This window comes from Paenibacillus sp. XY044 (assembly GCF_002257645.1).
Classification (GTDB): domain Bacteria; phylum Bacillota; class Bacilli; order Paenibacillales; family Paenibacillaceae; genus Paenibacillus_AQ.
Genome location: NZ_NQMO01000003.1, coordinates 289,476 through 313,479 on the forward strand (window position 1 = coordinate 289,476; position 24,004 = coordinate 313,479).

The following is a 24,004-nucleotide window of genomic DNA, read 5'->3' on the forward strand; positions in this document are numbered from 1 at the left end:
CGCATTGCTTCCACAGCATGCGGGCAGCCTTTCGTCATTTTTGCAGGCATGGAGGCTGAAGGCGTGCTATTTTCGATAAAGCTGCCGAAAGGACTTCGGGGTATGACCGGTATAACGGGCAAAGCTCCTTACGAAATAAGGAAAGGATCCGAATCCCGTTTGCTCGGCGACGCGTCCGATCGGATCGTCGGTATGAATCAAGATTTGCTTGGCCTGCTCAATCCTGTGCCTCGTTAAATACTCCAGCGGCGTGCAGCCGAAGGTCTTTTTCATACATAAGGAAATGTAGTTGGCATGAAAGTGCAGGGATTCCGACATTCGCTTATAACTGATGGGCTCTCGGTAATGCCGGCGCAGAAATTCACCCGCCAGCTCCGCCACCTTCAGATGAGGATTCTGTATATCGCCTCCCTCCGCCTGCTGCAGCATGGACAGCAAGTCCTGAAAGCAGATCTGCTGCTTCCAGCGGGCGGATACGGTTTGTTCTGAGTGCAGCATCATCAGCCTGCGGAGAAGTTCATCGACTTGACTTGGAAGAAGCGGGGCTCCCTGCTGGGAAATATAGATCGAGAATTTCTCGATCTGGAACAGCGGATTGCCTTCATATGCCGGGAAGGAGGAATCCTGCTCGGAAACTTCATTCCAGCTGCCCAACGTTTGAAAATGCAGCCAGTAAAAATGCGTTTCTTCCAGACAAGGCCGAGCGGTCCGATGCGACCGGTCCGGCCGAAGGATGGCGTAATGTCCCGCCGGGATGGTAACCTTCGTAAGCTCTTCCTCCAAAAACAGGCATCCCCTCGTCACGAAGATCAGATCAAAAACGCCGATGCTGCTGCGGTCCGGATGGGTACCGCCAATCGGGTAGGTGTCATCCCCGCAGGTGACGTAATGGGGTAAAGGCGGCGCTATGAATTGGAACATAACTATCATTCTTCCTTCGAATAGAATTGCTTCTATCATAAAGGATTGCTCATGGCGAATCCATATGTTTTGCCATCGTCATGAGGTTGTGATTGGATAAAAACAGGTTGTTATCAGGTATCGGTAAATAGCGTAGGACATGGTATATTTCAAAGCGTTAGCCGTTGTAAACCGATGATCATAAGGGAGTGACGAACTTTGAAATTAGTTAAAACCGCATTCGAACAACTGCCGCTTTGTGCGATTAAACCTTCCGGTTGGCTTAAGGATCAATTGAACATTCAAGCGAAAGGACTTACCGGGCATTTGGATGAGCATTGGGCGGATGTCGGACCCGAAAACGGGTGGGTCGGAGGCAAGGGAGAAAGCTGGGAACGCGGACCGTACTACCTGGACGGACTTCTACCGCTGGCCTATTTGCTTGAGGATAAGGCGTTAATCGCCAAAGCCAACCGGTGGGTTGAATGGTCGCTTGCCAGCCAGCAGGACGACGGCCGCTTCGGGCCGAAACGGATCGAAACCGTCAACCACGAGGTGGACGAAAAGCACGATTGGTGGCATTACATGATCATGCTAAAGGTCATGATGCAGCATGAAGAAGCGACGAAAGATGAGAGGATCGTTCCCTTTCTGACGAAATTCTTTGGCTATGTACACCGTACCATTGAAGAGAATCCGCTGAGCGGCTGGGCGAAAACCCGGGGGGCTGAAATGCTGCTCTGCCTGGTGTGGCTATATAAAAGGACGCAGGATCCTTTGCTATTGGAAGTGGCGGAGGTCGTGGCCAAGCAGACGACGGACTGGTCCGATATTTTTTATGACTTCCCGTTCTGGCGCAAGGTGGAGGAGTGGGATTGGACGACGCATGTGGTGAATGTCGCGATGGGGATCAAGACGCCGGGCGTGTTGTACGAGCTGACCGGAGATGTCGTTGAGAGAGAGTCCGTGCACCGCGGGATCGATTCGTTAATGACATACCACGGTCAGGCACACGGCATGTTTTCGGGTGACGAGTGGCTCTCCGGGACGCATCCGAGCCAGGGGGTCGAGCTGTGCGCCGTGGTGGAATACATGTTTTCGATGGAGCAGCTGACACGGGTATTCGGTGACGGCAGGTTTGGCGACATTCTTGAGAAAGTGGCGTTTAATGCGCTGCCGGCGGCGATCTCTCCGGACTGGATGTCCCATCAGTACGATCAGCAGGTGAACCAGATTTTGTGCAACGTCGCTCCTCGCAGCTGGGTGAACGGGCCGGACGCGAACCTTTTCGGCCTGGAACCGCATTTCGGATGCTGCACTTCGAATATGCATCAAGGCTGGCCCAAGCTGACGTCGCATCTGTGGATGAAGGACCTTGAAGGCGGGCTCGCAGCCGTTTCTTATGCACCATGCACCGTTGAGACGGCGGTTGGCAGCGGGTCCATGGCCAATTTGGCCGTCAGCGGGGAATACCCTTTCCGGGACCATGTCCGCATCTCGATGACTTTGGAGCGCCCGGAAAAATTCACGATTTCCTTGCGGATCCCGTCCTGGTGTACACAGCCCGTCATCAAGGTAAATGGCACACCGGTAAACGTTCAGATCGAGAACGGATATGCCAAAATAAACCGCGAATGGACGGACGGAGACGGAATCGACCTGAAGCTGCCAATGACCGTCATCACGACTTCGCGCAATCTCTATGCGGTCAGCGTAGAGCGGGGACCGCTTGTCTATGTGCTGCCGATCCGGGAACAATGGCAAATGGTGCGGGAGCGTGAAATGTTCCATGATTGGGAACTGTACCCGGGATCGGCCTGGAAATACGGTCTGTTGGCCGATACCGGCTTCGAGGTAAGCGAGGCGGATATTCCAAGCCAGCCGTTCTCCGGGGATGGAGCTCCGGTGCGGATCAAAGCTTCGGGCCAACTGATAAAAGACTGGAAGATGGAAGGCAACAATGCAGGCACACCGCCCATTCATCCAGACTGTGAAGGTCAGCCCGTGGCGGAACTTGAGCTAGTCCCTTACGGAAGCGCGCGGCTGCGGATCGGGGAGTTTCCGCTCATCGGCAGCCGGAAGCGGTTTACCGAGAAATAATACGAGTTAGGGCGAGCTTCCCGCCGTTCCTGCTTGGCGTGACGGTGACGGGAAACCGTCACTGGTTCGTCTCGGGAGGGATATGCTGTGGTCGATGCGGGGCATGCGACATGCGACTGTCGGTCTTTATCGATTGCTGCAGGATAAGTTTTAATGGTGTATCATGCTATTAAAGCGAGCGGTCCCGTTCCGGGAGCGATAGGGCCAAAGACTAGGGAGGTTGTGCATTGTTGCTTACTTTACCCGCTATCCATGCCATGGGGGACATCGCCGTGAAGCCGGCATCCGTTCTCGGGATGCGAACGATCGAAGATTTCGAATTGGTATACTTTCCGGCAGGGACCCGAACCGTCTACGAAAACGATCGGGGTGCGTTTGTGCTGGATCGTCCGGGAGTCGTGTTTACCTGCCCCGGAGAGCCGCACCGGTACCGGTTTGATCCAAGCCTTCCCACAAGGCATTTATTCGTTCACTTCGAATATGCCGCGTTCCGGGAATCCTTCAGCAGGCCGGACGATGACCGGAAAGATTTCCGTGACTGGTCGGTTATTGCAGGAGGGAGCCTCGTTCCCTCCCTGCTAAAACAAATGCTGAAGATCGCGCATGTAAAGCCCGCCGGCTGGGCAAGAAGAAGTTCTGTTTTGCTGATGAGCGTCCTTGAGGAATGGAAGGCAATCGAGGAAGACGAGACGATGTCGTCCGCATCGCTGCCCGCTCCAATCATGCGGGCGATGGACTATATGGAGCAGCAGCTTCACCGTCAGGTTTCCATTGAAGAAATTGCGGCCAGCTCGGGCTGGACTCATGAGCATTTTACCCGGATGTTCGTCCGCTGGATGGGGATTCCTCCCCAAAAAGCGCTGCTGGAACGCCGCCTCCGGAGAGCAGAACAGCTCCTGATTCAGGCGGAGCGGACGATCAAGCAGATCGCTTATGACGTCGGGTTTACCGACGAGCATTACTTCTCCCGCATGTTCAAGCGGACCCGGGGGATGACGGCTCTGGAGTTTCGCGACCGATTCGCGGATCCGCTGTTTCGGCATTTGGCCGTCATCGAGGAGGAGGAGGCCGCGTATCCTTTGAACCGGCATTTTGTCGTTCTGGATCACGGCGAATCTCCGTGAAGCGGATATCAAATCAGTCCACCGTTTTCCGTGTCCTCTCCATTGAGAACGCTTTCGAAATCCTTCACACTTAAGGTAATCAATGCGTGTGGAGGGGATCAACAAATGGGCAAGACCTATGTGCCGAAAGCCAAATTAAGAGAGGACCGTTATTATGTGACGGTGGAAGAGTATAAGCAGTATCACAGGGACGGATTCGTCATCGCCCGAGGGCTGCTGGATCCGAAAGAAATCGAACAGTACGCCGCGTGGGCAGAACGGCTGCGGATCGAGAATGAAGGAAAGCGCGAGCAGGCATCCGAGGAGAATACGGACCCTCTGAAAGCGGAGTTCGCCGAGAAAACGCGGGTTCATATGATCTCCCGTCTCTATCCGGAAGGGGAGCAGCTGATGCTTCACCCCAGGATCCTCGACGTGCTTGAGGCGCTGACAGGTCCCGATGTGTATGCCTTGCAGTCCATGATCTTTTTTAATCCTCCCGGTAAAGGGGGGCAGGGATGGCATCAGGACGCATATTACATCAAAACTCATCCCGACACGCTGATCGGAGCCTGGATCGCTCTTGAGGATGCCGATGAAGAGAACGGGTGCCTGTGGGTCGTTCCCGGCTCCAACCACGAGCCGATCTATCCGCCGCCAGGAGATAATGACGGAAACGTTCATGCCAGGGATGCGTTCGCCGATCTTCACTCCGTTGAGCATGTCAGTCACCTGGATGACGAAGTGAACACACTATCCAATGTGGTGTCCCATTATCCGCCTCCGATTCCGGTCCGGTTGAAGCCGGGAGACGTACTATTTTTCCATTCACACCTATTTCACCGCTCCTATCCGAATCGAACGAAGGACCGATATCGCCGCTCGTATGTGTGCCACTACTGCAATGCCCGTTCGTTCGTTCCCTGGGACCATGACGGCTACGAAGGCGAGAGCGGGAATTACCGCCAAATCTTGGCGCGCGGACGGACGCACTTGGCTTATGCGGAAACGATATTCGACACGCCGGTTGATATTACGCAGCATGATGAGATTCCCGAGTCCACCAGCGTGACGATGATGGGAATGGATGACGGCATGATGATGCCGGTCGTTCAGGAGAAAGACGAACAGGACTGAAACACGGACACTTATTTCGGGTCATGATTCAAGCCTGCATGATTCATAAAAAGAGCTCGGCACCCGTGTCGCGCTCTTTTTTGTTTTGAAGGCGTTTGCCCTCAGTCCTGCTATTCTTCATCCAGCATTGCGACAGGGCTAAATACTTCTAAATGAATGCGCTCTTTGGGGATTCCCAGTTTTTTCAACGCTTTGTTGATCGTTTTCATGAAGGGGATGGGACCGCAGAAATAGTACACGGCTTGCCCGGATGGAAGAATGGAGCGCAGCCACTCCGCATCAATATATCCTTTGTGCGAAAAGCTTCCCGAACCCAGGTCTTGCTCGGTTGGGGAAGAATAGGCTGTGAAGCAGCGGACATTCGGACGACCGTTTTCCAGCTCGGAAAGATGTTCCCTGAATGGATGGTTGTTTCCGTTTGAGGCTGCTTGCACAAAGGTAACTTTGCGGTCTGGGAATTGATCGGCGACGGTATTGATCATGCTCAGCAAGGGGGTAACCCCGATTCCTCCGCCGATGAGAACCAGATGGTCGTCGGTATGGTCCAGGGTAAAGTCTCCTGCCGGCGCAGAAAAGAGGATGGAATCCCCTTCCTGAATGCGGTCATGAAGATCGTTCGAAACGATGCCGGCCGGTTTCCCCTCGTTCGAACGCTCCCGCTTCACGCTGATCCGGTAATAGCTTTTTCCCGGGGCATCAGAAAGGCTGTAATGACGAATGTGCGTATATTGTTCCCCCGGGATTTGCGCTTTGATCGTTAAATATTGGCCGGCCTCAAATCCGGCAAGGGCCTGTTTGTCCGCAGGCTCCAGGTAGAAAGAGGTTACATCGTCGCTTTCCGCCACTTTTCGGGTCACCGCAAAGCTGCGGAACCCTTCCCACCCTCCGGTTTGTTCTTTTGCTTCTTTATACAAATCATGTTCAATTTGAATAAAGGCATCCGCAATGTACTCGTATGCTTTACCCCACGCCCCGATAATTCCATCCGTTGCTGCACTGCCGAGCACCTCCTTGACCGCTTCAAGAAGCGTCTCGCCGACCAGCGGATACTGCTCCGGTCTTACGCCGATCGCGCGATGCTTTTGGGTGACCCTGGTAATGACCGGCATGATGGCATCCAGATTCGAAATATGCTCACCTGCGGCGTAAACCGCATAGCCTAACGCCTCCTGCTGAAGTCCGCGCTTCTGGTTGGTTTGATTAAAGAGGTTGTAAAGGTCCGGAGCCTTGGCAAACAACAATTCGTAAAACTTTTTTCCGATTTGCTCACTGTGCTGCTGTAGAACCGGCGCTGTTGATTGAACGATTTCGATCGTATTAGAGTCTAGCATGTCTATTGATCCTCCATCCGTATTTCAATACCAACCATTATCTTGACCGATTTCATTTCGAGTTAGTCAAAATTTTCCCGCTCGAGAGCCGCATTATTTGCGGTAGCAGGGAGGGAATGGGAACCACACAAAAGGACCAAAGGTCCAAATCCGATGTTTCCAGAACATTTTTTTGAGAAAAAGAGGAAAAAGGAAAGCAGACGTAGAATATCATGAATAGGAACACTTGTTTGGGTTATGTTTTTTATTAACAATCCAAGTAGGGAGGGATGTATGTGACTTTGGGATCAGGGCGCGAGGTGAAAACGGATGATTGACACCGCTCCTTATTCATCCTTCCCGGGCGAACTCGCCGGATTTTTGGCCGATCTGAGGCCCCAGCTGCTGAAGTACTGCCTGTCTCTGACCCGTCGGGAGTGGGAAGCCGAAGACCTGGTTCAGGATACGATGGTTAGAATGATGAACCGGTGTACACAAATGCCGGAAATAACCTTAAGCAAGCCGTATGTGTTTCGCACGGCACGCAATTTGTGGATCGACCGGTGCAGGTCCAGCCGGCGGCTGGTATCGATGCCGGTCGAACAATTTGAATCGGCATACGGGACAGAACCGGAATCCTTTGCGGACCCCCTGATCACGCGCGATCTGCTGGAGGAGCTGATGTACCGCTTGAAGCCGAAGGCATTCGTTATGGTTCTCCTGTGCGACGTATTCGGGTTCACCGCCAAGGAAGCGGGAAACTGCATCAACATGGCGGAAGTGACCGTTCAAGTCGCCCTTTCCAGGGCGCGCAAACGGCTGCGCCTGCTGGCGCTTGAGCAGCCGGACGGGATCTGGAACGATGCGTGCGTGCTGCGGAACCGGCAAGGCGATCACAGGTCGGCCGCCAGGCTTCTGGAAGCGGTTACCACGGCTTTTATCCGCCATGATCCCCGCTTGATTTATGATGCTTATCTCCGGGTGTATGAGAACGGATGCCGCATGGACATCCGCACCCGGGACGGCCGACTTTATTTTACGTTTCAGGATCCGGACGGCAACGCCTTCATGGTGAGCGAAACTTTTTAATCATCTTCCAGGATGATTGTGTATGGTTGCAGGCGACTTCATCGTTATTTACACGTAAGCGTATTAAGTTTAGAGAGGAGGAGAGTATCATGCCATCGGGCAGCGCTTCGTTTGCATGCATCGACAGTGTCATTTTACCGGTACCTGATGCCAAGGCGGCTGCGGAATGGTACGTCAACGAGTTTGAATTTCGGATCGGGCGGAGGGGCAGCAAGGAGATCGACCTCCGGATACACGATGGCGAAACGTTGCTAACACTGACGGAACCCGCCGGGAGCCAGCATTGTCAGCCGCTTCCCCCTCTGGATGCCCGCGGCCACGTTCCATGCTTCAATTTTTATAGTCATTGGGACGATCTACACTGCGGGTGGCTTCGTTCCAGGAACATCCCGGTCACGGAAACGATGCAGACGGCTTATATGAACGTTTGCGAGATGACCGATCCATACGGAAACGTGATGGGGATCTGCCATGAAAAGAGAAATTCGCTCTTCTATACGCCGGCTACCGGACCGGTTCCCCCGATGTTTCACCGGATTCTTGCCGTTTTTGTTCCCGTTCTGGATTTGGAGTCCTCGATCCAGTGGTACGCCGACATGCTTGGTTTTGAGCTGGTAAACCATTGGGGTCAGGGGGCAGACCTCAAAATCGGCAAGGGAGAAACCATCGTTACGATGATTGTTATGGGCGAGGAACTGCATCGACAAGCGTTGCGGAGGATGAACGGCCAGGCTTATTATTCGCTGCAAACGTCCAGCATTCACGATGCTTACCGGCAGTTATCCCAAATAGGCGCCACAGTGGAGCCATGCCGGCAGCAGGATGGAGTAAACAGGTTTCACATTTGTTCTCCGGAAGGTTTAATCATACGTATTTCGGAAAAGGAGCTGATTCAGGTTGTCTCAACATGAAAAAATGATCCGTAAAACGGCGATTCCGTTCGAGAACCGGATTGCGAGCGTGTTTGTGCATGTTAATGATCTTCGCAGATCGGCGGAGTGGTACAGCCGCCTGCTGGGACTCCCGATCAAGGAAGACCGGTTGAGCGGCGGACCGGTGTATTGGTTTGATTTTCAAGGAACGCATCTGATCCTTGATTCCAATTCGGTGAACAGGCAAAATCCGGATTGGAGTGAAGACGTGATGCCGCGCATCATGTTCCCGGCTACGGATATTGACGAGGCATACTTTTTTATTCGGGAACATGGCACACCGCTCTTTGAACCGGAAAGACACGGGCCGATGGCCTACTTCAACTTCCGTGACCCGGAAGGGAACGTACAGATGGCGTGCTGGGCCGAGAACCGCGAGGATGACCCATCCTTGGCAGGATTAAGCCAAAGTCCGATCCCGCCGAGAATCGGCGGCGTATTTGTTGACGTGAAGCATATGCCGGCGGCTGCTCAGTGGTACTCGGGTCTGCTTGGCGTGGAATATGATGATGCGGCTGCGGCCCAGCGGATTTATTCCGTTCCGACAGCATCCGGGGCGGTGCTGCTGCTTGACCACAACCGTCATTTGAACCGGGAGTCGTTTACGGAGTTATTTTTCTTCGAAACGGAGGATTTTGACGCGGCACTCCAATTCGTGCGGACAAACGGGTTTGACTTGGCGGATGAACCGCAGCGCTTCCCTGACCTAAGCGAATTTGCGCTTCTGGACCCGGACGGTAACCGGATCGTGATCGCGCAAATGCACCCTGGAGGAGGACAATGAAGACATGCCTAAACAAATCAGCAGTTCACTAACGGTATTATCCGTATCGAATCTGGCTCGATCCAGAGCCTATTACCGTGACGTTCTCGGTTTTGACGTGACGGATTGGTGGGCCCAGCGGGACGGACTGTCCGGGCTTGCGCTCAAGCTCCATCAGTCACCGGATTCTGCCCGGATTTATCCCAACCTGCCGGAACCTGGTTCGGAACTCGGAATCGACGTCTCGGCTTATGTCGACACTTGGGCCGCGCTGGACAGCTTGTATGAGGAGTTCCGGTCTAAAGGGGCCATCATCGCCATGGAGCCAACGGTTTACGCGGACGGCGGTCCCTGGAAGGAGTTCGTGGTCGCCGATCCGGACGGATATCACCTGGCGTTCGGCGGGGTGGACGGCAGCCGCGCCCATTGCAGCATCGACCCTCATATCCAATCCGTATTTTTATGGGTTAGGGACCTGAATCATGCGGTGGATCGTTATGCGAAGCTGCTGGGTCTTGAGGTTCGGGAACAGGACCGTTACGATCATCTTCATTTGTTTCATCTCGACAATGGTTCGGAGATGATGCTGGATTCCAACGGTATGGAAGATGTTCCGGTTCCCGATAAGGGTCCTGTTCTTTTTAAACTAAGTACATATGACATCGATCAAGCCGCGAAGGAAGCGCAGGAGATCGGATTCGACATCGTCTACGGCATCCAGCGGCTTCGGCAGGTATCCTTCTTCAATATCAGGGATGAGGACGGCAACATCATCATGATTTGCCAAGATCATACGGGGGTGTGAACATGAACGTAGAAATCGTGGAAAGGCCGGAGATGAAAGCGGCCGTGCTGCAAATTCCGAGAGATGGACGCCTTGTACGGGAAGCATGGGCCAAAGTGGCTGCATGGCTTGATCATGAGCCTGCGGTTGCGGATCGGGATCATGGGTATGTGTTCATTCCGGAGTGGCAATGGTCAACGGAAGTGACCACGTTATGGGTTGGCATAGTGGTTGACCATTTCGACGGACTGCCGGCGGAACTGGAGAAAATCACGATTCCGGCGAAAAGATTTGCCAAGCTCACGGTCCGTGGGAATCGGGCTCATATGGAGGAGGCGTACGGCGCCTTGTTCGGGTGGTTTGAGCAGGGGCCTTATGAAAGGGATGTTAGGGAAGGTTCATTTGGATTTGAAATGAACCGGCTTCAACCGGTAAATCCCTTTGAGATTGCGGCTGATGTCATTGACTACTTTGATTATGATATTTATGCTCCGATCAAAGACGAACCAAAGTTTGAGGCACCGGACCGATTCCCTGGCGTCATCAATGTGGAGGTACGGCAAGGTCGCCCGCGGCGAGTCATCGGGATGGAGACGTTTATAGACCAACAAAAGACGAAAGCCGGGTATGCCATTCCGAAGTTTTGGGCTAGTTTCATGCCAAGGATCGGTGAGATCGCCGGTGTGAAGGCACCGTTTGCGACGATCGGACTGTATCAATATGAGCCGCCTTTTGGACCGCAGCAAAACTTCCGGTATGTCGCCGGAGTGGAAGTCGAAGCGGAATCGCAGGCCGAAGTTCCGGAAGGGATGACAGAGGTAACGGTTCCGGGGGATGACTGCGTAGTCATCACCTATCGCGGGAACGCCGCCGGGTTCGGTCAGGTGTGGGATTATTTCCATGGGTTCTGGCGCTTGCAGCAACATGAATACGATGCGGTCGACGATTTTGAATACGAACGGCATGATGAACGCTTCCTTGGAGCGGATGATGAGAATTCCGTATTCGAGATGTATTTTCCGGTCCGCAGGCGTCTGGTCGATCGGCGTTTGACGGACAAGATCGTCGTGGATGAGAAAGGCGGTCACGTTCTGCAGGACCTTCGGGGAGAAAGCATCCGGATGGTAAGCTTCCAGGATGCCCGTCTGTATGGCATCGATTCGCGGAGTGCCGAACTGAGTCACGTAAACTTTGTTGGGGCCAAATGGAAGCATGTGTATTTCTCAAACGTTCATGTGGACGAAATCCAAATGGGAGGCACGATTTTTGAGCATATCCGCCGTCCCGATGCGGACGAAAGCCGCTTGGAAGGGGAACCTGGAACCGACGGCTGGGTCAACGTGGAACCGGTCATCTTCCGCGATAGCGATCTTAGCATCGCCCAGTTTGAAGGTTGTAATTTAAGCGGTGTGAACATAAGTGACTGCCGCCTCGATGGCATGATGATCGATGGTGTTCCGGTGACGCTGCTCCTGGAAACTTATGCGAAGCACAAGGGTCACAGCTGAGCGTGATCGAAATGGTTCCGATGGAAGCGACCAACTGAGCATAGGAGATGGTGAGTTCGATGCAGACAAAGGATGCAGGCAGGTTTACTTGCGAAACGATAACCAGGGAGTTTGCATTCATCGGGCAATGCACGACAGCAAATTTTCCAGAGGGGTTCCCGGAAGCAGCGGTCAAAGTACAGCGCGAGTTTTACCCGAGAATACCCGAAATCAAAGAGGCGAAGGATACACGGGTCATATCCTCGCCATATATGTGCAACGGAATCGTGGCCACTTATTTCGCTTGTCTGGAAGTAAGCAGCTTGATTTACGTTCCCGATGGGATGATCGGATTTAAACTGCCTATACAGGACTATGCCAAAATCAGCTGTACGAACAAGACGATCGGCGAAGCCTACGACATTGTTTTCAGGTGGATGAACGAACAGGGCTACCGGCAGAAATTTCTGGACCAATCCTGCCCGGTCGAAGTCTACTATCTTGATGAAGAAGCAGAGGAAGAGCAGGTAGAGATACTCATACCGATTGTATCGTGATTTCACGGAATAGAAGGGGCTGACTCCTCCAAGCCGTTTGCCTGGGGGAGCCGCTGTGAAATCCTGCCCCTACCGGTTGAGACGTGGTGAATGGTTGGAAGTTCATAAAGGTTTAATGCGGGTAGGCGGTGCCAAATTCGATGCCGCAAGGACCGCCGTCCGGATTGATATCGAGATTGACTTCACTTCCATCCTGGCGGAACAACGGCCGATAAAATGTACTAATCTGGGTTGCGGAGGCGTTGGCATAATGGCATATAAAAGCACGCCGGAAGCGATTCTGCGATTTGTTGCGGTATGACCCGTGGATCAGGTTTCCATTGAAGAACAGGACATCTCCCCGGTCCATGATGGCCGGCACGGCTTTTCTGTCTTTGGGCGGCTTGACCAAGTGGGTCGTAAACGACTCGCTGGAATCCGCCTCCTCCGGACAGACGAGCGCATAATCGCTCGTTTTGGGAACGATGAGCATCCCGCCGTTTTCTTCATCCGCCGGATCGATTGCGGTCCAGGCTGCAATACAGTTACCCGGTTCGACCTGCAAATAGAAATTGTCCTGATGGAGTGCTTGCCCACGCGAGCCCGGCGGCTTGTAATAGAACATGCTTTGTGCGGCAAGCGCCTCCTCGCCGTACAGATCGGCAAGCACATCCATCACGGGTTTATGGAGCATATACTTTTTTGCGCTTGGATTGAACCGGTGGGGATGCATAACCCGTGGATATCGTTTCAGCGGATCGCTCGAATCCTGATCGAGCACCGGTTCAAAATGTCCGGGCACGACGGTATTGCCGATCTCTTCGAAGGTAGCGTCAATGTCACTCAATTCTTCCGGCTGAAACAGACCCTTTACGATCAAATAACCTTCCGTTTCAAACATTCGCAGCTGTTCTTCCGTCAATACTTTCGGCTTCCCTTGCATGTTGTGTCCCTCCCTGATTCGTAATGAATTCTGATTGACAATAGCATACGGTAACTCTATGTTAAGGTGAAGACGGAATCCTGCTATTTAGTCACGGAATCCTGCTATCGTCCGAAAGAAGGGAGGTTACGAATGTGACAGAGTATGTCCATCAACCAGACGTTCTTGAAGGAAACTCCGGCACAGCGATATTCGGTGACTATTTTGAAAAAGATGATACCTACAGGCTTCACCGGCCTAGTGGAATGCGGGACTGGCTGCTGGTCTATACGCTCAGCGGCGAAGGCTATTTCCTGACACCCGGTGGAAAGAAACAGTGCGGATCGGGGCAGCTTGGCCTGCTCAGGTCAGGCGTGCCGCACGAGTACGGGACGGTTCGTGGAACATACTGGAATTTTTTGTGGGTTCATTATCCCGGACTCCCTGAAAACGCCTATCTACCCGAAGAGGACATCCTGATTGAAACGCTGTCGGAGGAACGCATCAGAGACCGAATCGAGCGGTCGTTTCGCTACGTCCTTCAGGATTCGCGCGAAAGATCGGTTTTGTGGAAGCCTTTATGCGAGAACGCGATCCGTGAGGTGCTGCTCCTTCTTGCCCAGCGGTCTAAGAAAAGGGTGGACCCCAGAATCGAACAGACGCTGGGCATCCTCTCCAGCCGGATGAAGGAGGAGATCCGGGTTGATCTTTTGGCCCGGGAGGTAGGGCTGTCCCCTTCCCGCCTGGCTCATTTGTTTAAAGCAGAGACGGGCCACACCATTTTGCAGCATGTCAATCAAATGCGGATCCGCCAAGCGGCCCTGCTGATGAAGCATTCCGGGAGGCTGGCATCTGAGGCCGCCATGGAAGTGGGATTCGGCAACTACAACCATTTTGCCGAGCAATTTCGTAAATATTACGGAGTTACGCCCCGTGAATACCGCAACCCGTCCCCTACGACAGGATAGGGCTCTTAAGTGGGGGAACTAGTCTTGAACCTGGCAGCCCAATAGTGGTATATATGAACGGGAGAGACGATCACGAATCGGGCGGCTAGCTTGGACCTATGCATAGGAGAGGCAGTATGGCCGCTTGCGAAGCTCTAGCTGCAAGTATTTTATGAAAGGGGAATGGTGATGAACGGATTTGAAAGATTGACCCCGCTGTTCAAAAGGTATATGGAACAAGGAGGACCGGCCGGCTGCGCATGCTTGGTGATGCGCAGAGGAGAGACGGTCTACGACGAGAATTTCGGATATGCGAATTTGGAAACAAAGCAGCTTATCCAATCGGACACCATTTACCGCATTTATTCCATGACGAAAGTCATTACTTGCGCAGCAGCGCTCCAGCTGTATGAACGTGGACTTTACCTGCTCGATGATCCGCTGGACGAATATTTGCCGGAGTTCAAGCAGCCTTCGGTATTTCGTCAAGATGAAAGCGGTACCAATTCGGCCACGGCTGCATGCGGTCCTATTCGCATCAGGGATCTTTTTACGATGACGTCCGGTCTCACCTATGGCGGGAACGGATCGGAGACGGAACGGTTAACGGCGCCGATTTACCAAAATGCGCTGACGGCGATGGACGTGCGTGCCTTTACGCGCGCGTTGGCGGAAGTTCCGCTCGCCTTCGATCCCGGAACGCACTGGCAGTACGGCCTCAGTCACGACGTACTTGGCGCGCTGATTGAAGTGCTGTCCGGACAGACGTTCGAACAATATTTGAAGCGGGAAATCTTCGATCCGCTGGGCATGAAGGACACCTCGTTCCGGATCGGCGAAGACAAGCGTGATCGTCTTGCTGTGATGTACAATCTTGCGGAAGACGGAACGTTATCCCCAAATAACTCGCTCGAAACCCCATATCAACCGGAGTGCCGCTTCGAGAGCGGCGGGGGCGGGCTGCTGTCGACGATCGGCGATTACTCCAGATTCACACAAGCTCTTGTCAGAGGAGGGGAATTGGATGGCTTCCGGCTGCTGAGCCCGAAGACGGTTCAGTTGATGGCGACGAACCATCTAACTCCTCAGCAAAAGAACGATTACAATTGGGGGCACTTAAGCGGATACGGTTATGGGCTTGGCGTTCGGGTGATGATTGATCCTGCGGCGGGCGGCACGGGCAGCTCGATCGGAGAATTCGGTTGGGCCGGCATGGCCGGTTCCTGGGCAATGATCGACCCGCAGGAAGAACTGACCCTCGTGTACATGCAGCAGATGCTGCCGAGTCGCGAGCCATACATTTCCAACCGGATCCGCAACGTCGTCTACGGCGCGCTGGATTAATTACGAGCTGAACAGGCCCGAGCCTGACTGCTTTATGCTCAACTTGGCGAAAGGATCGCCGCTTTCATACTTTTTTTCAGTAGATGGGTTTGATCGCAACGAATCTAGTCTGAATGTACTTGTCCATTGGTCAGTTTGGCAGGGGGTGAACCGGCCCTTTGGTCGCTTGTTGGAGAGGGGATCGCCGCCCATAATGGAAACGAGTCCCAATTCCGACAAGGAGCTGATGAAATGATAATAAAGATAACGAAGCCAATAAAGAAACAAACGAATGTCCGGAGATGGCTGCTTGGGGCAGCAGTAAGCCTATGGGGTATAATGGCGGGCAGCAGTGTATTTGCGGAACCATCCGCCCTGAAACCTCCGGAAATGCTCTCTTACACGGACTTGGATGTAAGTGCTGGTGAAGTTTTTGAACACGGTATGAACCAGATTTCGTATGCCGGAATCCAAGGCGATCAGGTTGTTGTTCACTCCATCGGCGCTTATGGCCAAATCAAAGAGGAGATCAGCTTTCCCAAACAGGAGCTTGAATATATCGCGGAATTCCATCACGCCCAGGACAAGGGGTATATTGCTGGAGGCGGGTCACAGATTTTAAAGGTGAGCGAAAAAGGCCAAAAAGAGTGGGGTTATGCCCTTCAGAAGGCGGACAGCTACATCGCTTCGGTGGATCAGCTGAAAAACGGAAAGTATGCGGCTGCAATGGATGTACCGGGCAGCACGTCCAATAGCCGTTTGCTCCATTGGATCCTATTTTCCGAAGCAGGAAAAGTCCTGCATGAAGGAGATCTGGAAGGTGTTGCCTTTGACCGGATTCATTCCCTGCAGCACACGTCGGATGGAGGGTTTGTCGTATCCGGCAGTGAGTATCAGGACGGGGAGAAGGGTCATGTTGTGCTGGCCAAATTCACCCCCTCAGGTCAAGTCAAGTGGAAGCAATCGATCGCGGTCGCTGATGACTCCCAGAACGTTGACGTATTGTCGATCGCCGAAGCAAATGACGGCAGTATCGTGGCCGCCGGCTATTACAACCATCCGAACCCGAACGATCCCATCCGGTATTTGACGACAGGCTATGCGCTGTCGGTTGATCACAGCGGCATGCTGCAGTGGACAAGCGTACTCGATTCTACGTTTGACCGCAGTATGGCGAACGATATCCAGCCTGCTTCAGACGGCGGTTTCATCGCCACGGGTAAAGTAAATGAAGATTGGCACGGGACGGTATCCCGCCAATGGGTATGGGGGATCAGTCCTGATGGCGTTACGAATTGGTCGAAAGTGATTAACCGCGCCAACTACAATGCGGGTGAATTCGTACAGCCTTTACAGAACGGGCAGACGCTGCTCATCGGCACCGCGGACGGGTCTTATAAGCTCATGAAACTTGACGCTGCTGGCCGTCAGAACTAGCGGACCCCTGAAGCCTGACGATTTATGCATGAAAAATGATCAGAACAAAGAGCCCATCCAAGGCGGTATAGACGCCTGATGGGCTTTTGCTTATAGGGATGCGGACTGCTGTCTACTCATTGAGGATGCTCATTGCCCATCCAGCTGTCCACGGTCAGAGGCTCCGTGTAGTCGTCCCGGGCCTTCAGTTTTTCCAAAACGGCGTCCGCATCCGCCTGGGTGGCGAAGCTGCCGATCACCATCGCGAAGCTGCCGCTGCGGGTCTTGACCACGCTGCTGCCTTCTGCAGCATACTGTTCTTCCAGGATGGCCAACGATTCGCCCTGCTTCATTTCCTGGCTCCGGATAAAATAGAGTTTATTTGGGGCCGGAGCATTTTCAGCAGGGAAGAGGCTCAGCCGGATCATTCCCGGCTGCTTGAATTCAGTCGCCGTATAATCCGTGTGGTCCTTAAGCTCAACGACAAAGCGAATGGCGGAGTCGTCCAAAATGATGTCCCGGTACACGTCCTTCACATAGGCAAGCGTGCGAATGTCTGCCTCCAGTTGATCGGGATTCAGATTCCGCACCCCGTTAAACGTGAAAATCAAACGATCGGGGCCGTTCTGCCTCTGAACCGTATAGGCCGGAGCAGCCGATGTCTGATCGCCGCCGGCGGCAAAATGAATGTCAAGCGTGTCTGAATGGGCCCGCGTCGTTACCGAAACGCCGTCCGTCCGTTCTCCTCCCCCGCCGATTTGCAGCAGCTTGACGATCTGTCCGAGCACGGGGACATCGGACATGGCCGATGCGGCACCGGGGTAATTGGCTGTGATCAGTACGGCGGCGCATGCCGCGGCCGTTACGATGGACCCGCGCCTCACGTTCCCGCCGTGTCTCTTTGTCCGTGCACGCCGGCGGGCGTCCTGAATGATTTCGGAAAGACCGGCCGGAATCTCGATGTTGTCGAATTGTTCTTTGCCTGTCATGGCGCATCCACCTTTCCTTGGGTCAACTGCTTTTTCAACCGGTTTAAGATCCGGTAAAATCTTGTTTTGACCGTGTTTTCAGGCAGGGACAGCACTTCGGCCATATCGCTAAAACGCCGGTCCTCAAAAAATTTCAAGATGATGTAGGCCTTGTCTTCAGGATGGAGAAGATCGAGAGCCTCATACAGATCCCATTTTTCCTCCACCGTCAGCGTACTTTCCTTGGCCGCCAGCGGCTGCGATGTATCCTCAATGTACGTATATTTTCGTTTCCGCTTTAAATGGTCAATCGAGCAGTTGATCACGATCCGCGAGATCCAGGTTTCAAAGTACTGGGGCTGCTTCAGTTTTTTAAAGGAAAGAAACGCTTTATAAGCCGCTTCCGAGACGATCTCAAGCGCTTCATGTTCATTTTTTACATAACAAAAAGCTAAACGGTACAACTTCTCCTTGCATGCGTCGATTCGCTCGCTGATCTCCTGCTCCGTTAGATGCAAGGGGCGATTCATCATGGGGTTCACCTCTTTTGCAGCGGCTGCGTAAGTTTGGTCATCACTATGCCGCTCCTTCCTGGACAAATTTCATGTGTTCCTGTGTGTTTCTGCATAGGCATGCGATCGTTAGACAGGAAAGGAAGCAAAAAAGTTTCAGCAGCCGTAAATTTTCCTATGTATGATCAGGTGACAATGAGATACAAGCGAAGGAAGAGAGTGTCGATTGTATTTGAGCGGGGAGCAGGCAGCTTGTGTCCGCGTACCCTGGATACCGTGACTCCGCTCTACTCGAAGTTTTCTCTTTTTTCCGAGTATGCTACACTAAAACAAAGGTAAAGAGCGAGCGGTAAATCGCTCTTGTCCACTGCAGACGCACATTGCGGCGCAAATTGAATGAGAAGGGAGCATTTGTTCGATGGAAATATCCGATTTTCTGTTCCCCAAAGACAAGGTGGCTTACATCCATTCTTCTTCCAATATGCAGGAAGCTATGGACAAGCTGGAGCAAAGCCAGTATTCGGCGATCCCCGTTATTGATGACGAGGGGAAATATGCGGGTACGCTGGCCGAAGGGGATTTATTATGGAAATTGAAAAATACCCCCGGGCTGAGCTTTCAAAATTTGGATACCGTCCAGGTCCATGAGATTAAGCGCCGGATTAAAAATGAATGCGTTTCAATCAATGCGCATTTGGAAGATATGCTGGAATTGGCCGCCGACCAAAACTTTGTACCCGTTGTGGACGATGACCAGATTTTTATCGGCATTATCCGCCGCAAGGTCATTATCGAGTATTACACGAGCAACATTAGTGATTGACTATACGGTCTGACCAAAACTGAAACAATGGGTGAATGAAGCGAATGAACAAGTTCACAACGATCCTGAGCATGTATTACGGACTGGAGCAGGTGGAAATTTTCCGGCAGAAGGGCGGATGGGCCGCGCTCGCCTATAAGGTGACGGTAACGGAAAGCCGCCGCTCCTACTTTCTGAAGGTATATGAAAAAGCCAGGGCATCCACGCCCAAATGGACCGCGCGGATTGATCAGTATGTACCCGTCATAAGCTGGCTGGAGCGCTCTACAGGGCTGCGGGGGAAAATTCCTGTTCCGATCATGACGACCCATGGACATTATCGTTGTGAAGATGATTATGGCATCTATCTCCTCTATGACTATATTGATGGAGAGACCATTGGGGACAATCCGCTAACACGGGAACAAATTTGCCAGCTCTCGGCCATCGTGGCCGAACTGCATGGCTGCGGCAAAGAGATACCTGTTCAAACCGGAAATCTCGAGGAGAATTTCGAGCTGCCGTTTACATCAAGCCTGAAGGATATCCTGACGACTAAGGGCATCGATCTTCCAGGCGATTTGAAGGATCTGCTGGGGCCATACCTTGCAGCGTTGAATCGGATGATCTTCCATGCTGATGAACTATCAGCTAAGTTACAACGAAGCACCCTTCCGCTCGCGCTGTGCCATACGGATATCCATCCTTGGAATATGATGCAGCCTCGAAGCCACCCTCAGCTGATGCTGATTGACTGGGAGGGCCTCAAGCTAGCTCCTGTGGAAGCTGACCTGATGTTTGTGGTAGACCAACCCTACTTTGATGAATTTATGCAGATTTATCGGCAATTTCATCCCGATTTCAGGCTGAATGGCAAGACGCTACTGTTCTACCAAATCAGTCGGAAGTTGGAGGATGTATGGGAGTTTGTTGAACAGCTGTTGTTTGACCGTCAATCGCCGTCAGAACGAACATCGACCCTTCAGAGTTTAGAGAAAGAGTTGCTGGAAATCAAATGATCCCGTGCTTACTGAGTTTGATCTTACATGTTTATATAATCATACGCGAGGTGAAAAGAGGAGGAAGCCGTTTGGTTTCCTCCTCTTTTCATAGATATCAATTGCGCTGCAGCAGCAGATACCCGCTGATATCGGAAGTCTTTTTGCGGAATACCACTTTAAATCCTACATCATGATCCTGTAGACAAGCCAATGCAGTGCTGAGCAGTGCGTTGGGTCTTAGGTCTTGCCTGCAGGGAGAGGCACTGCCGATGACACGGGCAGCGACGATCCTGCGTGCAGAACCGGGAACCAGCGGGTTTCTGGACCAGCTGATCAATACGAGGTCCGGCTGCCGGGTAGCGTTCACACGACGGGACATAGCGTCTCACCTCTTTTCTAGTAGATCGCTATATTTAATGCAGAAATGATATGAAACGTGCTAGACATGAACCTTGCAGGACATCGGCATCCTTATCCCTTGTTTGCAAATCCGTAACAAGTTCATTTCTTACAAACATTCGTTAGTGCAGTGAAAGCCGCTGAATGCGATTGAGTGTTAGGCTTGAGAAAAAGGACGGTGATTGAAGTGGATTCGGGGTTTATGGGCAAACATCGAACGAACCTTTGGAATTTGGATCTGCTGTTCCAAACTCCTGAGGTGTACTCCTGCACAGAGATGGACGATGGGGGGATCAGGGCCATCTTTTATGAAGGCCAAGCGTATCAGGGTCACCCTACGCATGTTTTTGCGTACTATGGCCTTCCCGAAAAAGGCCTAAATGGGAAGATTCCGGCCATCGTGTTGGTGCATGGAGGAGGGGGAACTGCCTTTAAGGAATGGATACGCATCTGGACGAAGCGTGGATATGCGGCCATTGCGATGGATCTGGAGGGCCATGTTCCCGCCAACAAAAACGAGAACGGCGAATGGCCAGTTCATCGCTTGCGCGGACCGGCGCGCCAGGGGGTATTCGCGGATTACACGGGCCCTCTGCAAGACCAGTGGATGTATCACGCTGCGGCGGATGTTATGCTGGCCCATTCTTTTCTTCGGTCCTTACCGGACATTGATCTGGAACGGACCGGTATCCATGGTATTTCATGGGGAGGCATTGTGACAAGTCTCATCGCCGGTATTGATCACCGTTTCGCTTTTGCCATTCCGGTATACGGATGCGGTTATTTGTATGAAGCCGACAATCAGTATGGACAAAGTTTTCGGCGAATGCCGGCGCCGGATGCGGAACGGGTAAAACAGCACTGGGATCCTTCGGCTTATTTCAGTCAAGTGACGATGCCCATGCTGTGGCTCACCTGGAGTAACGACCCGCATTTTCCCCTCCTTTTATTCAGTAAATCGTTTGAAGCTTCACGGCATGATGAGCGGTCCATGCTGAGCATTCACTTTGGATTGGGGCACTCGCACGCGAACGGCTGGAAGCGGAAAGAAATCTATGCTTTTGCCGACCAGATCGCCCTGGGCAAACAAACCTTGACGAAGCTTGTACATATGGAAGAGGAAGAGGGATGGCTTCATGTGAAGTACGATGCCGTGGTCGATGTGAACGATGCAAAAATCTATTACGCCGTAGAACGTTCCGACTGGTTCAGCGTGGAATGGTTTTCTTTAAGTGCGTATGTCCAAGGCAGTACCCAATGGATCAGAGCCCGAATCCCCTTGGACAGCCAGGCGTATTTTCTTCAAATCATCGATGCGCGGGGATGCGTCATGAGCACGCCAATCCGCTTACCAAACCATCCTTAGCATTTCTCATCAAGGGTTAAGGCATGACAAATGCTTGACGGATACGCTCCAATGATTTGCACGAAGAAAAAGCCTATGAATTCTAGCGGAAAGAAGAAGGATCGCCAACCTTCAGCTTCATGCAGCCAGTTGTTGGGGAAATGCCAACGTTTGGCTATTTCATATGCTTTGGACGCATAATATGGAGGTCTTTGGAATAACGCATTCGACAATTTTCTGGTATAATCAACTCAGTTTCAGAAATAAGCATTTACGCAGAACAAAGGGGAAATTCATATGCCGAAGATTATGAAGACGTTAACCATTGCCGGCAGCGACTCCAGCGGGGGAGCAGGCATTCAGGCGGATTTGAAAACATTCGAAGAGTACGGCACATACGGTTTCAGCGCGCTGACCACGATCGTGACCATGGACCCGGACAACGGCTGGCACCATAACGTATATCCGGTGGATTCCGGATTGGTTGCCGAGCAGCTGAAGACGGTCTTTGCCGGAGGACCGGTGGATGCGATGAAGACGGGTATGCTTGGCAGCGTGGACATCGTCCGCGTGGCGGAGCAGGCGATCAAGAGCAACCAGCAGAAAAACGTGGTCATTGACCCGGTCATGGTCTGCAAAGGCGAAGACGAAGTGCTGAATCCCGAGAGCGCAGAGGCAATTCGCGACCTGCTTCTTCCGCTGGCCACGGTAGTAACGCCCAATCTGTTTGAAGCCGGCGTGCTATCCGGTCTGGGCAAGCTGACAAGCATCGAGGAAATGAAGGAGGCGGCTCGCAAAATCCATGCGCTCGGCGCCGAAAACGTCGTCGTCAAAGGCGGCAAAGCGCTCGGAGGCGACCGCGCCATCGACGTCTTCTTCGACGGCAAGGACTTTACCGTCCTGGAGACGGACAAGATCGAACCGGCTTACAATCACGGTGCCGGCTGTACCTTCGCCGCGGCGATTACGGGCGGACTGGCGAATGGACTCACGGTAGCAGAGGCGGTGGCCAAAGCCAAAGACTTTGTATCGGCGGCCATTCGCAGCGGATACCCGTTCAACGAATACGTGGGGCCGGTTTTCCACGGCGGGTATCGTCTGAACCGGTAATTTCGGTGCTAACCGGCAGCAGGCGGAGAATGGACGAGAGTTTTTTGCGCTAACCCGGAATATGCGGAACGACCTGCAGAAGGTTGCTCGGAACAACGAAGAAAAAGGATGCACATATGTGCATCCTTTTTTCATTTATTTCTTTGACGTATCGACAGTTAGATGAGATCATTCAGCGCCGGTAGTGAGGCGTTAGCCGTTCCAGACCGATAGCGCTGATCAGCAGCCGCTGCTTTTTATTCCCCAGCAGCTGCTGCGTCCAGTCGACGAATCCGCCGTCGCCGATCGCATACGCGTTTCCTTGAATTTCGGTCACCAAGGTGAATCGGACACCTTTGTAATAAGCGGTATTTTGTTTGGCGGAATGGAGGGAGACGGTTACGTCGACCGATTCCGTTTTGCCGGCCTCGGCTAATCGGCGCACCAGACCCTCGGGATCCGTGTATCCTTGGCGGGCTTGTATTTCAACGCTGACGGGACTGTGGAACAACCGGTCGAAAATGTCCCGATATACCCTGATATGCTCCCAAAAAGCCGGGATTTCAAAGCTGTACGATCCTTGGTCGACGCCGGAAGACACCATGCAATAAGTATGGAAATGAGGCACCATCCCGGGCGCATGAAACTGCTGGGCTCGCATGTGACGGTGTGTTGTGCTGAGCCGGATGCGGCGGCTCCGGTTATCCAGCGTACCGGTCTTTAACCCGTCGCCGATATGCAGGGCGAGCATGTTGGTGGCATCCGCCACAAGCTCGGTTCCCCTTAAGGCGGATATGACCTTGTTCTGGTCGACTGTGGCGACGACCGAGCACGACCCGAGCGGGGCGGCAGGGGAGAGTTGAATGGGTTCAAAGGCGTGCGCATCGGCGATTTCGAGCACGTCCAGCTCCAGCCGTTTTAAATCGAGCGCGGACACTTCGGACGGTTTGACAAACCGGTTGTCGCGGTATCTTTTCAACAAATCGGAAGCATTCGCCGCCCTGGTCCGTTCCCTGAACACTTGCAGCAGCAGCGTGTTCAGTTCCGAGCCAGGCAGCTGTTTGCTTAATGTTTCACATAACGGTCCCTGATCCGATGTTCGGTCCGCTTGAATCCGTCTTTTGGTTTCTTCGGACACC

General features: G+C 52.9%; 23 protein-coding genes. 16 read left to right on the forward strand and 7 right to left on the reverse strand.

Going from position 1 to position 24,004, the window contains the following annotated elements; all coding sequences use genetic code 11:
* Nucleotides 1-66: 66 nt before the first annotated feature.
* Nucleotides 67-921: a helix-turn-helix transcriptional regulator gene (locus tag CJP46_RS15030; RefSeq protein WP_094596414.1), complete on the reverse strand. Its 855-nt coding sequence runs from the start codon at nt 919-921 to the stop codon at nt 67-69.
* Between the two features lie 198 nt (nt 922-1,119).
* Here CJP46_RS15030 and CJP46_RS15035 point away from each other — a divergent pair, with 198 nt between their 5' ends.
* The 3 genes from CJP46_RS15035 to CJP46_RS15045 all read left to right on the forward strand — a co-directional run bounded on the left by CJP46_RS15035 (nt 1,120) and on the right by CJP46_RS15045 (nt 5,240).
* Entirely contained in the window at nt 1,120-3,000 is a 1,881-nt protein-coding gene (locus CJP46_RS15035; RefSeq protein WP_094596415.1) for a beta-L-arabinofuranosidase domain-containing protein, read from the forward strand.
* 227 nt (nt 3,001-3,227) lie between these two features.
* Nucleotides 3,228-4,124, forward strand: coding sequence for an AraC family transcriptional regulator (locus tag CJP46_RS15040; RefSeq protein ID WP_094596416.1), 897 nt, complete (start codon nt 3,228-3,230; stop codon nt 4,122-4,124).
* A 105-nt stretch (nt 4,125-4,229) separates the two neighbouring features.
* Nucleotides 4,230-5,240, forward strand: coding sequence for a phytanoyl-CoA dioxygenase family protein (locus tag CJP46_RS15045; protein ID WP_094596417.1), 1,011 nt, complete (start codon nt 4,230-4,232; stop codon nt 5,238-5,240).
* 110 nt (nt 5,241-5,350) lie between these two features.
* Here the strand turns inward: CJP46_RS15045 and hmpA are convergent, their stop codons facing one another.
* Nucleotides 5,351-6,571: an NO-inducible flavohemoprotein gene (gene hmpA / locus CJP46_RS15050; RefSeq protein ID WP_094596418.1), complete on the reverse strand. Its 1,221-nt coding sequence runs from the start codon at nt 6,569-6,571 to the stop codon at nt 5,351-5,353.
* A 309-nt stretch (nt 6,572-6,880) separates the two neighbouring features.
* Between hmpA and CJP46_RS15055 the strand changes: the two genes are divergently transcribed.
* The 6 genes from CJP46_RS15055 (at nt 6,881) to CJP46_RS15080 (ending at nt 12,162) form a co-directional block, all read left to right on the forward strand.
* Nucleotides 6,881-7,639, forward strand: a complete 759-nt coding sequence (locus tag CJP46_RS15055) for a sigma-70 family RNA polymerase sigma factor (protein ID WP_094596419.1) — start codon at nt 6,881-6,883, stop codon at nt 7,637-7,639.
* A gap of 89 nt (nt 7,640-7,728) precedes the next feature.
* Nucleotides 7,729-8,550: a VOC family protein gene (locus CJP46_RS15060; RefSeq protein WP_094596420.1), complete on the forward strand. Its 822-nt coding sequence runs from the start codon at nt 7,729-7,731 to the stop codon at nt 8,548-8,550.
* Nucleotides 8,537-9,355, forward strand: a complete 819-nt coding sequence (locus tag CJP46_RS15065; protein ID WP_094596421.1) for a VOC family protein — start codon at nt 8,537-8,539, stop codon at nt 9,353-9,355. The genes CJP46_RS15060 and CJP46_RS15065 overlap by 14 nt, the downstream gene beginning before the upstream one ends.
* A gap of 4 nt (nt 9,356-9,359) precedes the next feature.
* Nucleotides 9,360-10,139 carry a VOC family protein gene (locus CJP46_RS15070; protein ID WP_094596422.1) on the forward strand — a complete coding sequence of 260 codons (780 nt, stop codon included), beginning with the start codon at nt 9,360-9,362 and terminating at the stop codon, nt 10,137-10,139.
* A 2-nt stretch (nt 10,140-10,141) separates the two neighbouring features.
* On the forward strand, nt 10,142-11,626 hold the full coding sequence (locus CJP46_RS15075; protein ID WP_094596423.1) for an effector binding domain-containing protein: 1,485 nt from the start codon (nt 10,142-10,144) through the stop codon (nt 11,624-11,626).
* Between the two features lie 59 nt (nt 11,627-11,685).
* Entirely contained in the window at nt 11,686-12,162 is a 477-nt protein-coding gene (locus CJP46_RS15080) for a GyrI-like domain-containing protein (protein WP_094596424.1), read from the forward strand.
* A 112-nt stretch (nt 12,163-12,274) separates the two neighbouring features.
* On the opposite strand, the gene CJP46_RS15085 is transcribed toward CJP46_RS15080, so the two are convergent.
* The gene (locus CJP46_RS15085; protein WP_094596425.1) at nt 12,275-13,084 is read right to left on the reverse strand and encodes a phytanoyl-CoA dioxygenase family protein; all 810 of its coding nucleotides are present in this window, start codon (nt 13,082-13,084) and stop codon (nt 12,275-12,277) included.
* Nucleotides 13,085-13,218: 134 nt separating this feature from the next.
* Between CJP46_RS15085 and CJP46_RS15090 the strand changes: the two genes are divergently transcribed.
* From CJP46_RS15090 to CJP46_RS15100, 3 genes are all read left to right on the forward strand, one after another.
* Nucleotides 13,219-14,031 (forward strand): helix-turn-helix domain-containing protein, encoded by an 813-nt coding sequence (locus tag CJP46_RS15090; RefSeq protein ID WP_256992352.1) that lies wholly within the window; start codon nt 13,219-13,221, stop codon nt 14,029-14,031.
* Nucleotides 14,032-14,199: 168 nt separating this feature from the next.
* A complete protein-coding gene (locus tag CJP46_RS15095) occupies nt 14,200-15,354 on the forward strand; it encodes a serine hydrolase domain-containing protein (RefSeq protein ID WP_094596426.1) in 1,155 nt (384 codons plus the stop codon).
* Between the two features lie 231 nt (nt 15,355-15,585).
* Entirely contained in the window at nt 15,586-16,770 is a 1,185-nt protein-coding gene (locus CJP46_RS15100) for a hypothetical protein (RefSeq protein WP_143812978.1), read from the forward strand.
* 116 nt (nt 16,771-16,886) lie between these two features.
* Here the strand turns inward: CJP46_RS15100 and CJP46_RS15105 are convergent, their stop codons facing one another.
* Both CJP46_RS15105 and CJP46_RS15110 read right to left on the reverse strand, forming a co-directional pair.
* Nucleotides 16,887-17,738: an AMIN domain-containing protein gene (locus CJP46_RS15105; RefSeq protein ID WP_094596428.1), complete on the reverse strand. Its 852-nt coding sequence runs from the start codon at nt 17,736-17,738 to the stop codon at nt 16,887-16,889.
* Entirely contained in the window at nt 17,735-18,250 is a 516-nt protein-coding gene (locus CJP46_RS15110; RefSeq protein ID WP_094596429.1) for a sigma-70 family RNA polymerase sigma factor, read from the reverse strand. The genes CJP46_RS15105 and CJP46_RS15110 overlap by 4 nt, the downstream gene beginning before the upstream one ends.
* 397 nt (nt 18,251-18,647) lie before the next feature.
* On the opposite strand from CJP46_RS15110, the gene CJP46_RS15115 reads away from it, so the two are divergent.
* Nucleotides 18,648-19,052: a CBS domain-containing protein gene (locus CJP46_RS15115; protein WP_094596430.1), complete on the forward strand. Its 405-nt coding sequence runs from the start codon at nt 18,648-18,650 to the stop codon at nt 19,050-19,052.
* A gap of 44 nt (nt 19,053-19,096) precedes the next feature.
* Entirely contained in the window at nt 19,097-20,050 is a 954-nt protein-coding gene (locus CJP46_RS15120) for an aminoglycoside phosphotransferase family protein (protein WP_094596431.1), read from the forward strand.
* Nucleotides 20,051-20,147: 97 nt separating this feature from the next.
* On the opposite strand, the gene CJP46_RS15125 is transcribed toward CJP46_RS15120, so the two are convergent.
* Nucleotides 20,148-20,411, reverse strand: coding sequence for a hypothetical protein (locus CJP46_RS15125; RefSeq protein WP_094596432.1), 264 nt, complete (start codon nt 20,409-20,411; stop codon nt 20,148-20,150).
* A gap of 222 nt (nt 20,412-20,633) precedes the next feature.
* Between CJP46_RS15125 and CJP46_RS15130 the strand changes: the two genes are divergently transcribed.
* Complete coding sequence (locus CJP46_RS15130; RefSeq protein ID WP_094596433.1) at nt 20,634-21,797, forward strand: alpha/beta hydrolase family protein; 1,164 nt, start codon at nt 20,634-20,636, stop codon at nt 21,795-21,797.
* Nucleotides 21,798-22,073: 276 nt separating this feature from the next.
* Entirely contained in the window at nt 22,074-22,886 is an 813-nt protein-coding gene (gene pdxK, locus CJP46_RS15135) for a pyridoxine/pyridoxal/pyridoxamine kinase (RefSeq protein WP_094596434.1), read from the forward strand.
* A gap of 172 nt (nt 22,887-23,058) precedes the next feature.
* Here the strand turns inward: pdxK and CJP46_RS15140 are convergent, their stop codons facing one another.
* On the reverse strand, nt 23,059-24,003 hold the full coding sequence (locus tag CJP46_RS15140) for a hypothetical protein (RefSeq protein ID WP_094596435.1): 945 nt from the start codon (nt 24,001-24,003) through the stop codon (nt 23,059-23,061).
* Nucleotide 24,004 lies beyond the last annotated feature (1 nt).

Coding starts and splice junctions, on each gene's coding strand:
- CJP46_RS15030 (WP_094596414.1), bottom strand. CDS start 921: ATGTTCCAATTCATAGCGCCGCCTTTACCCCATTACGTCACCTGCGGG.
- CJP46_RS15045 (WP_094596417.1), top strand. CDS start 4,230: ATGGGCAAGACCTATGTGCCGAAAGCCAAATTAAGAGAGGACCGTTAT.
- hmpA (WP_094596418.1), bottom strand. CDS start 6,571: ATGCTAGACTCTAATACGATCGAAATCGTTCAATCAACAGCGCCGGTT.
- CJP46_RS15055 (WP_094596419.1), top strand. CDS start 6,881: ATGATTGACACCGCTCCTTATTCATCCTTCCCGGGCGAACTCGCCGGA.
- CJP46_RS15060 (WP_094596420.1), top strand. CDS start 7,729: ATGCCATCGGGCAGCGCTTCGTTTGCATGCATCGACAGTGTCATTTTA.
- CJP46_RS15070 (WP_094596422.1), top strand. CDS start 9,360: ATGCCTAAACAAATCAGCAGTTCACTAACGGTATTATCCGTATCGAAT.
- CJP46_RS15075 (WP_094596423.1), top strand. CDS start 10,142: ATGAACGTAGAAATCGTGGAAAGGCCGGAGATGAAAGCGGCCGTGCTG.
- CJP46_RS15080 (WP_094596424.1), top strand. CDS start 11,686: ATGCAGACAAAGGATGCAGGCAGGTTTACTTGCGAAACGATAACCAGG.
- CJP46_RS15085 (WP_094596425.1), bottom strand. CDS start 13,084: ATGCAAGGGAAGCCGAAAGTATTGACGGAAGAACAGCTGCGAATGTTT.
- CJP46_RS15095 (WP_094596426.1), top strand. CDS start 14,200: ATGAACGGATTTGAAAGATTGACCCCGCTGTTCAAAAGGTATATGGAA.
- CJP46_RS15100 (WP_143812978.1), top strand. CDS start 15,586: ATGATAATAAAGATAACGAAGCCAATAAAGAAACAAACGAATGTCCGG.
- CJP46_RS15105 (WP_094596428.1), bottom strand. CDS start 17,738: ATGACAGGCAAAGAACAATTCGACAACATCGAGATTCCGGCCGGTCTT.
- CJP46_RS15110 (WP_094596429.1), bottom strand. CDS start 18,250: ATGATGAATCGCCCCTTGCATCTAACGGAGCAGGAGATCAGCGAGCGA.
- CJP46_RS15115 (WP_094596430.1), top strand. CDS start 18,648: ATGGAAATATCCGATTTTCTGTTCCCCAAAGACAAGGTGGCTTACATC.
- CJP46_RS15120 (WP_094596431.1), top strand. CDS start 19,097: ATGAACAAGTTCACAACGATCCTGAGCATGTATTACGGACTGGAGCAG.
- CJP46_RS15125 (WP_094596432.1), bottom strand. CDS start 20,411: ATGTCCCGTCGTGTGAACGCTACCCGGCAGCCGGACCTCGTATTGATC.
- CJP46_RS15130 (WP_094596433.1), top strand. CDS start 20,634: ATGGGCAAACATCGAACGAACCTTTGGAATTTGGATCTGCTGTTCCAA.
- pdxK (WP_094596434.1), top strand. CDS start 22,074: ATGCCGAAGATTATGAAGACGTTAACCATTGCCGGCAGCGACTCCAGC.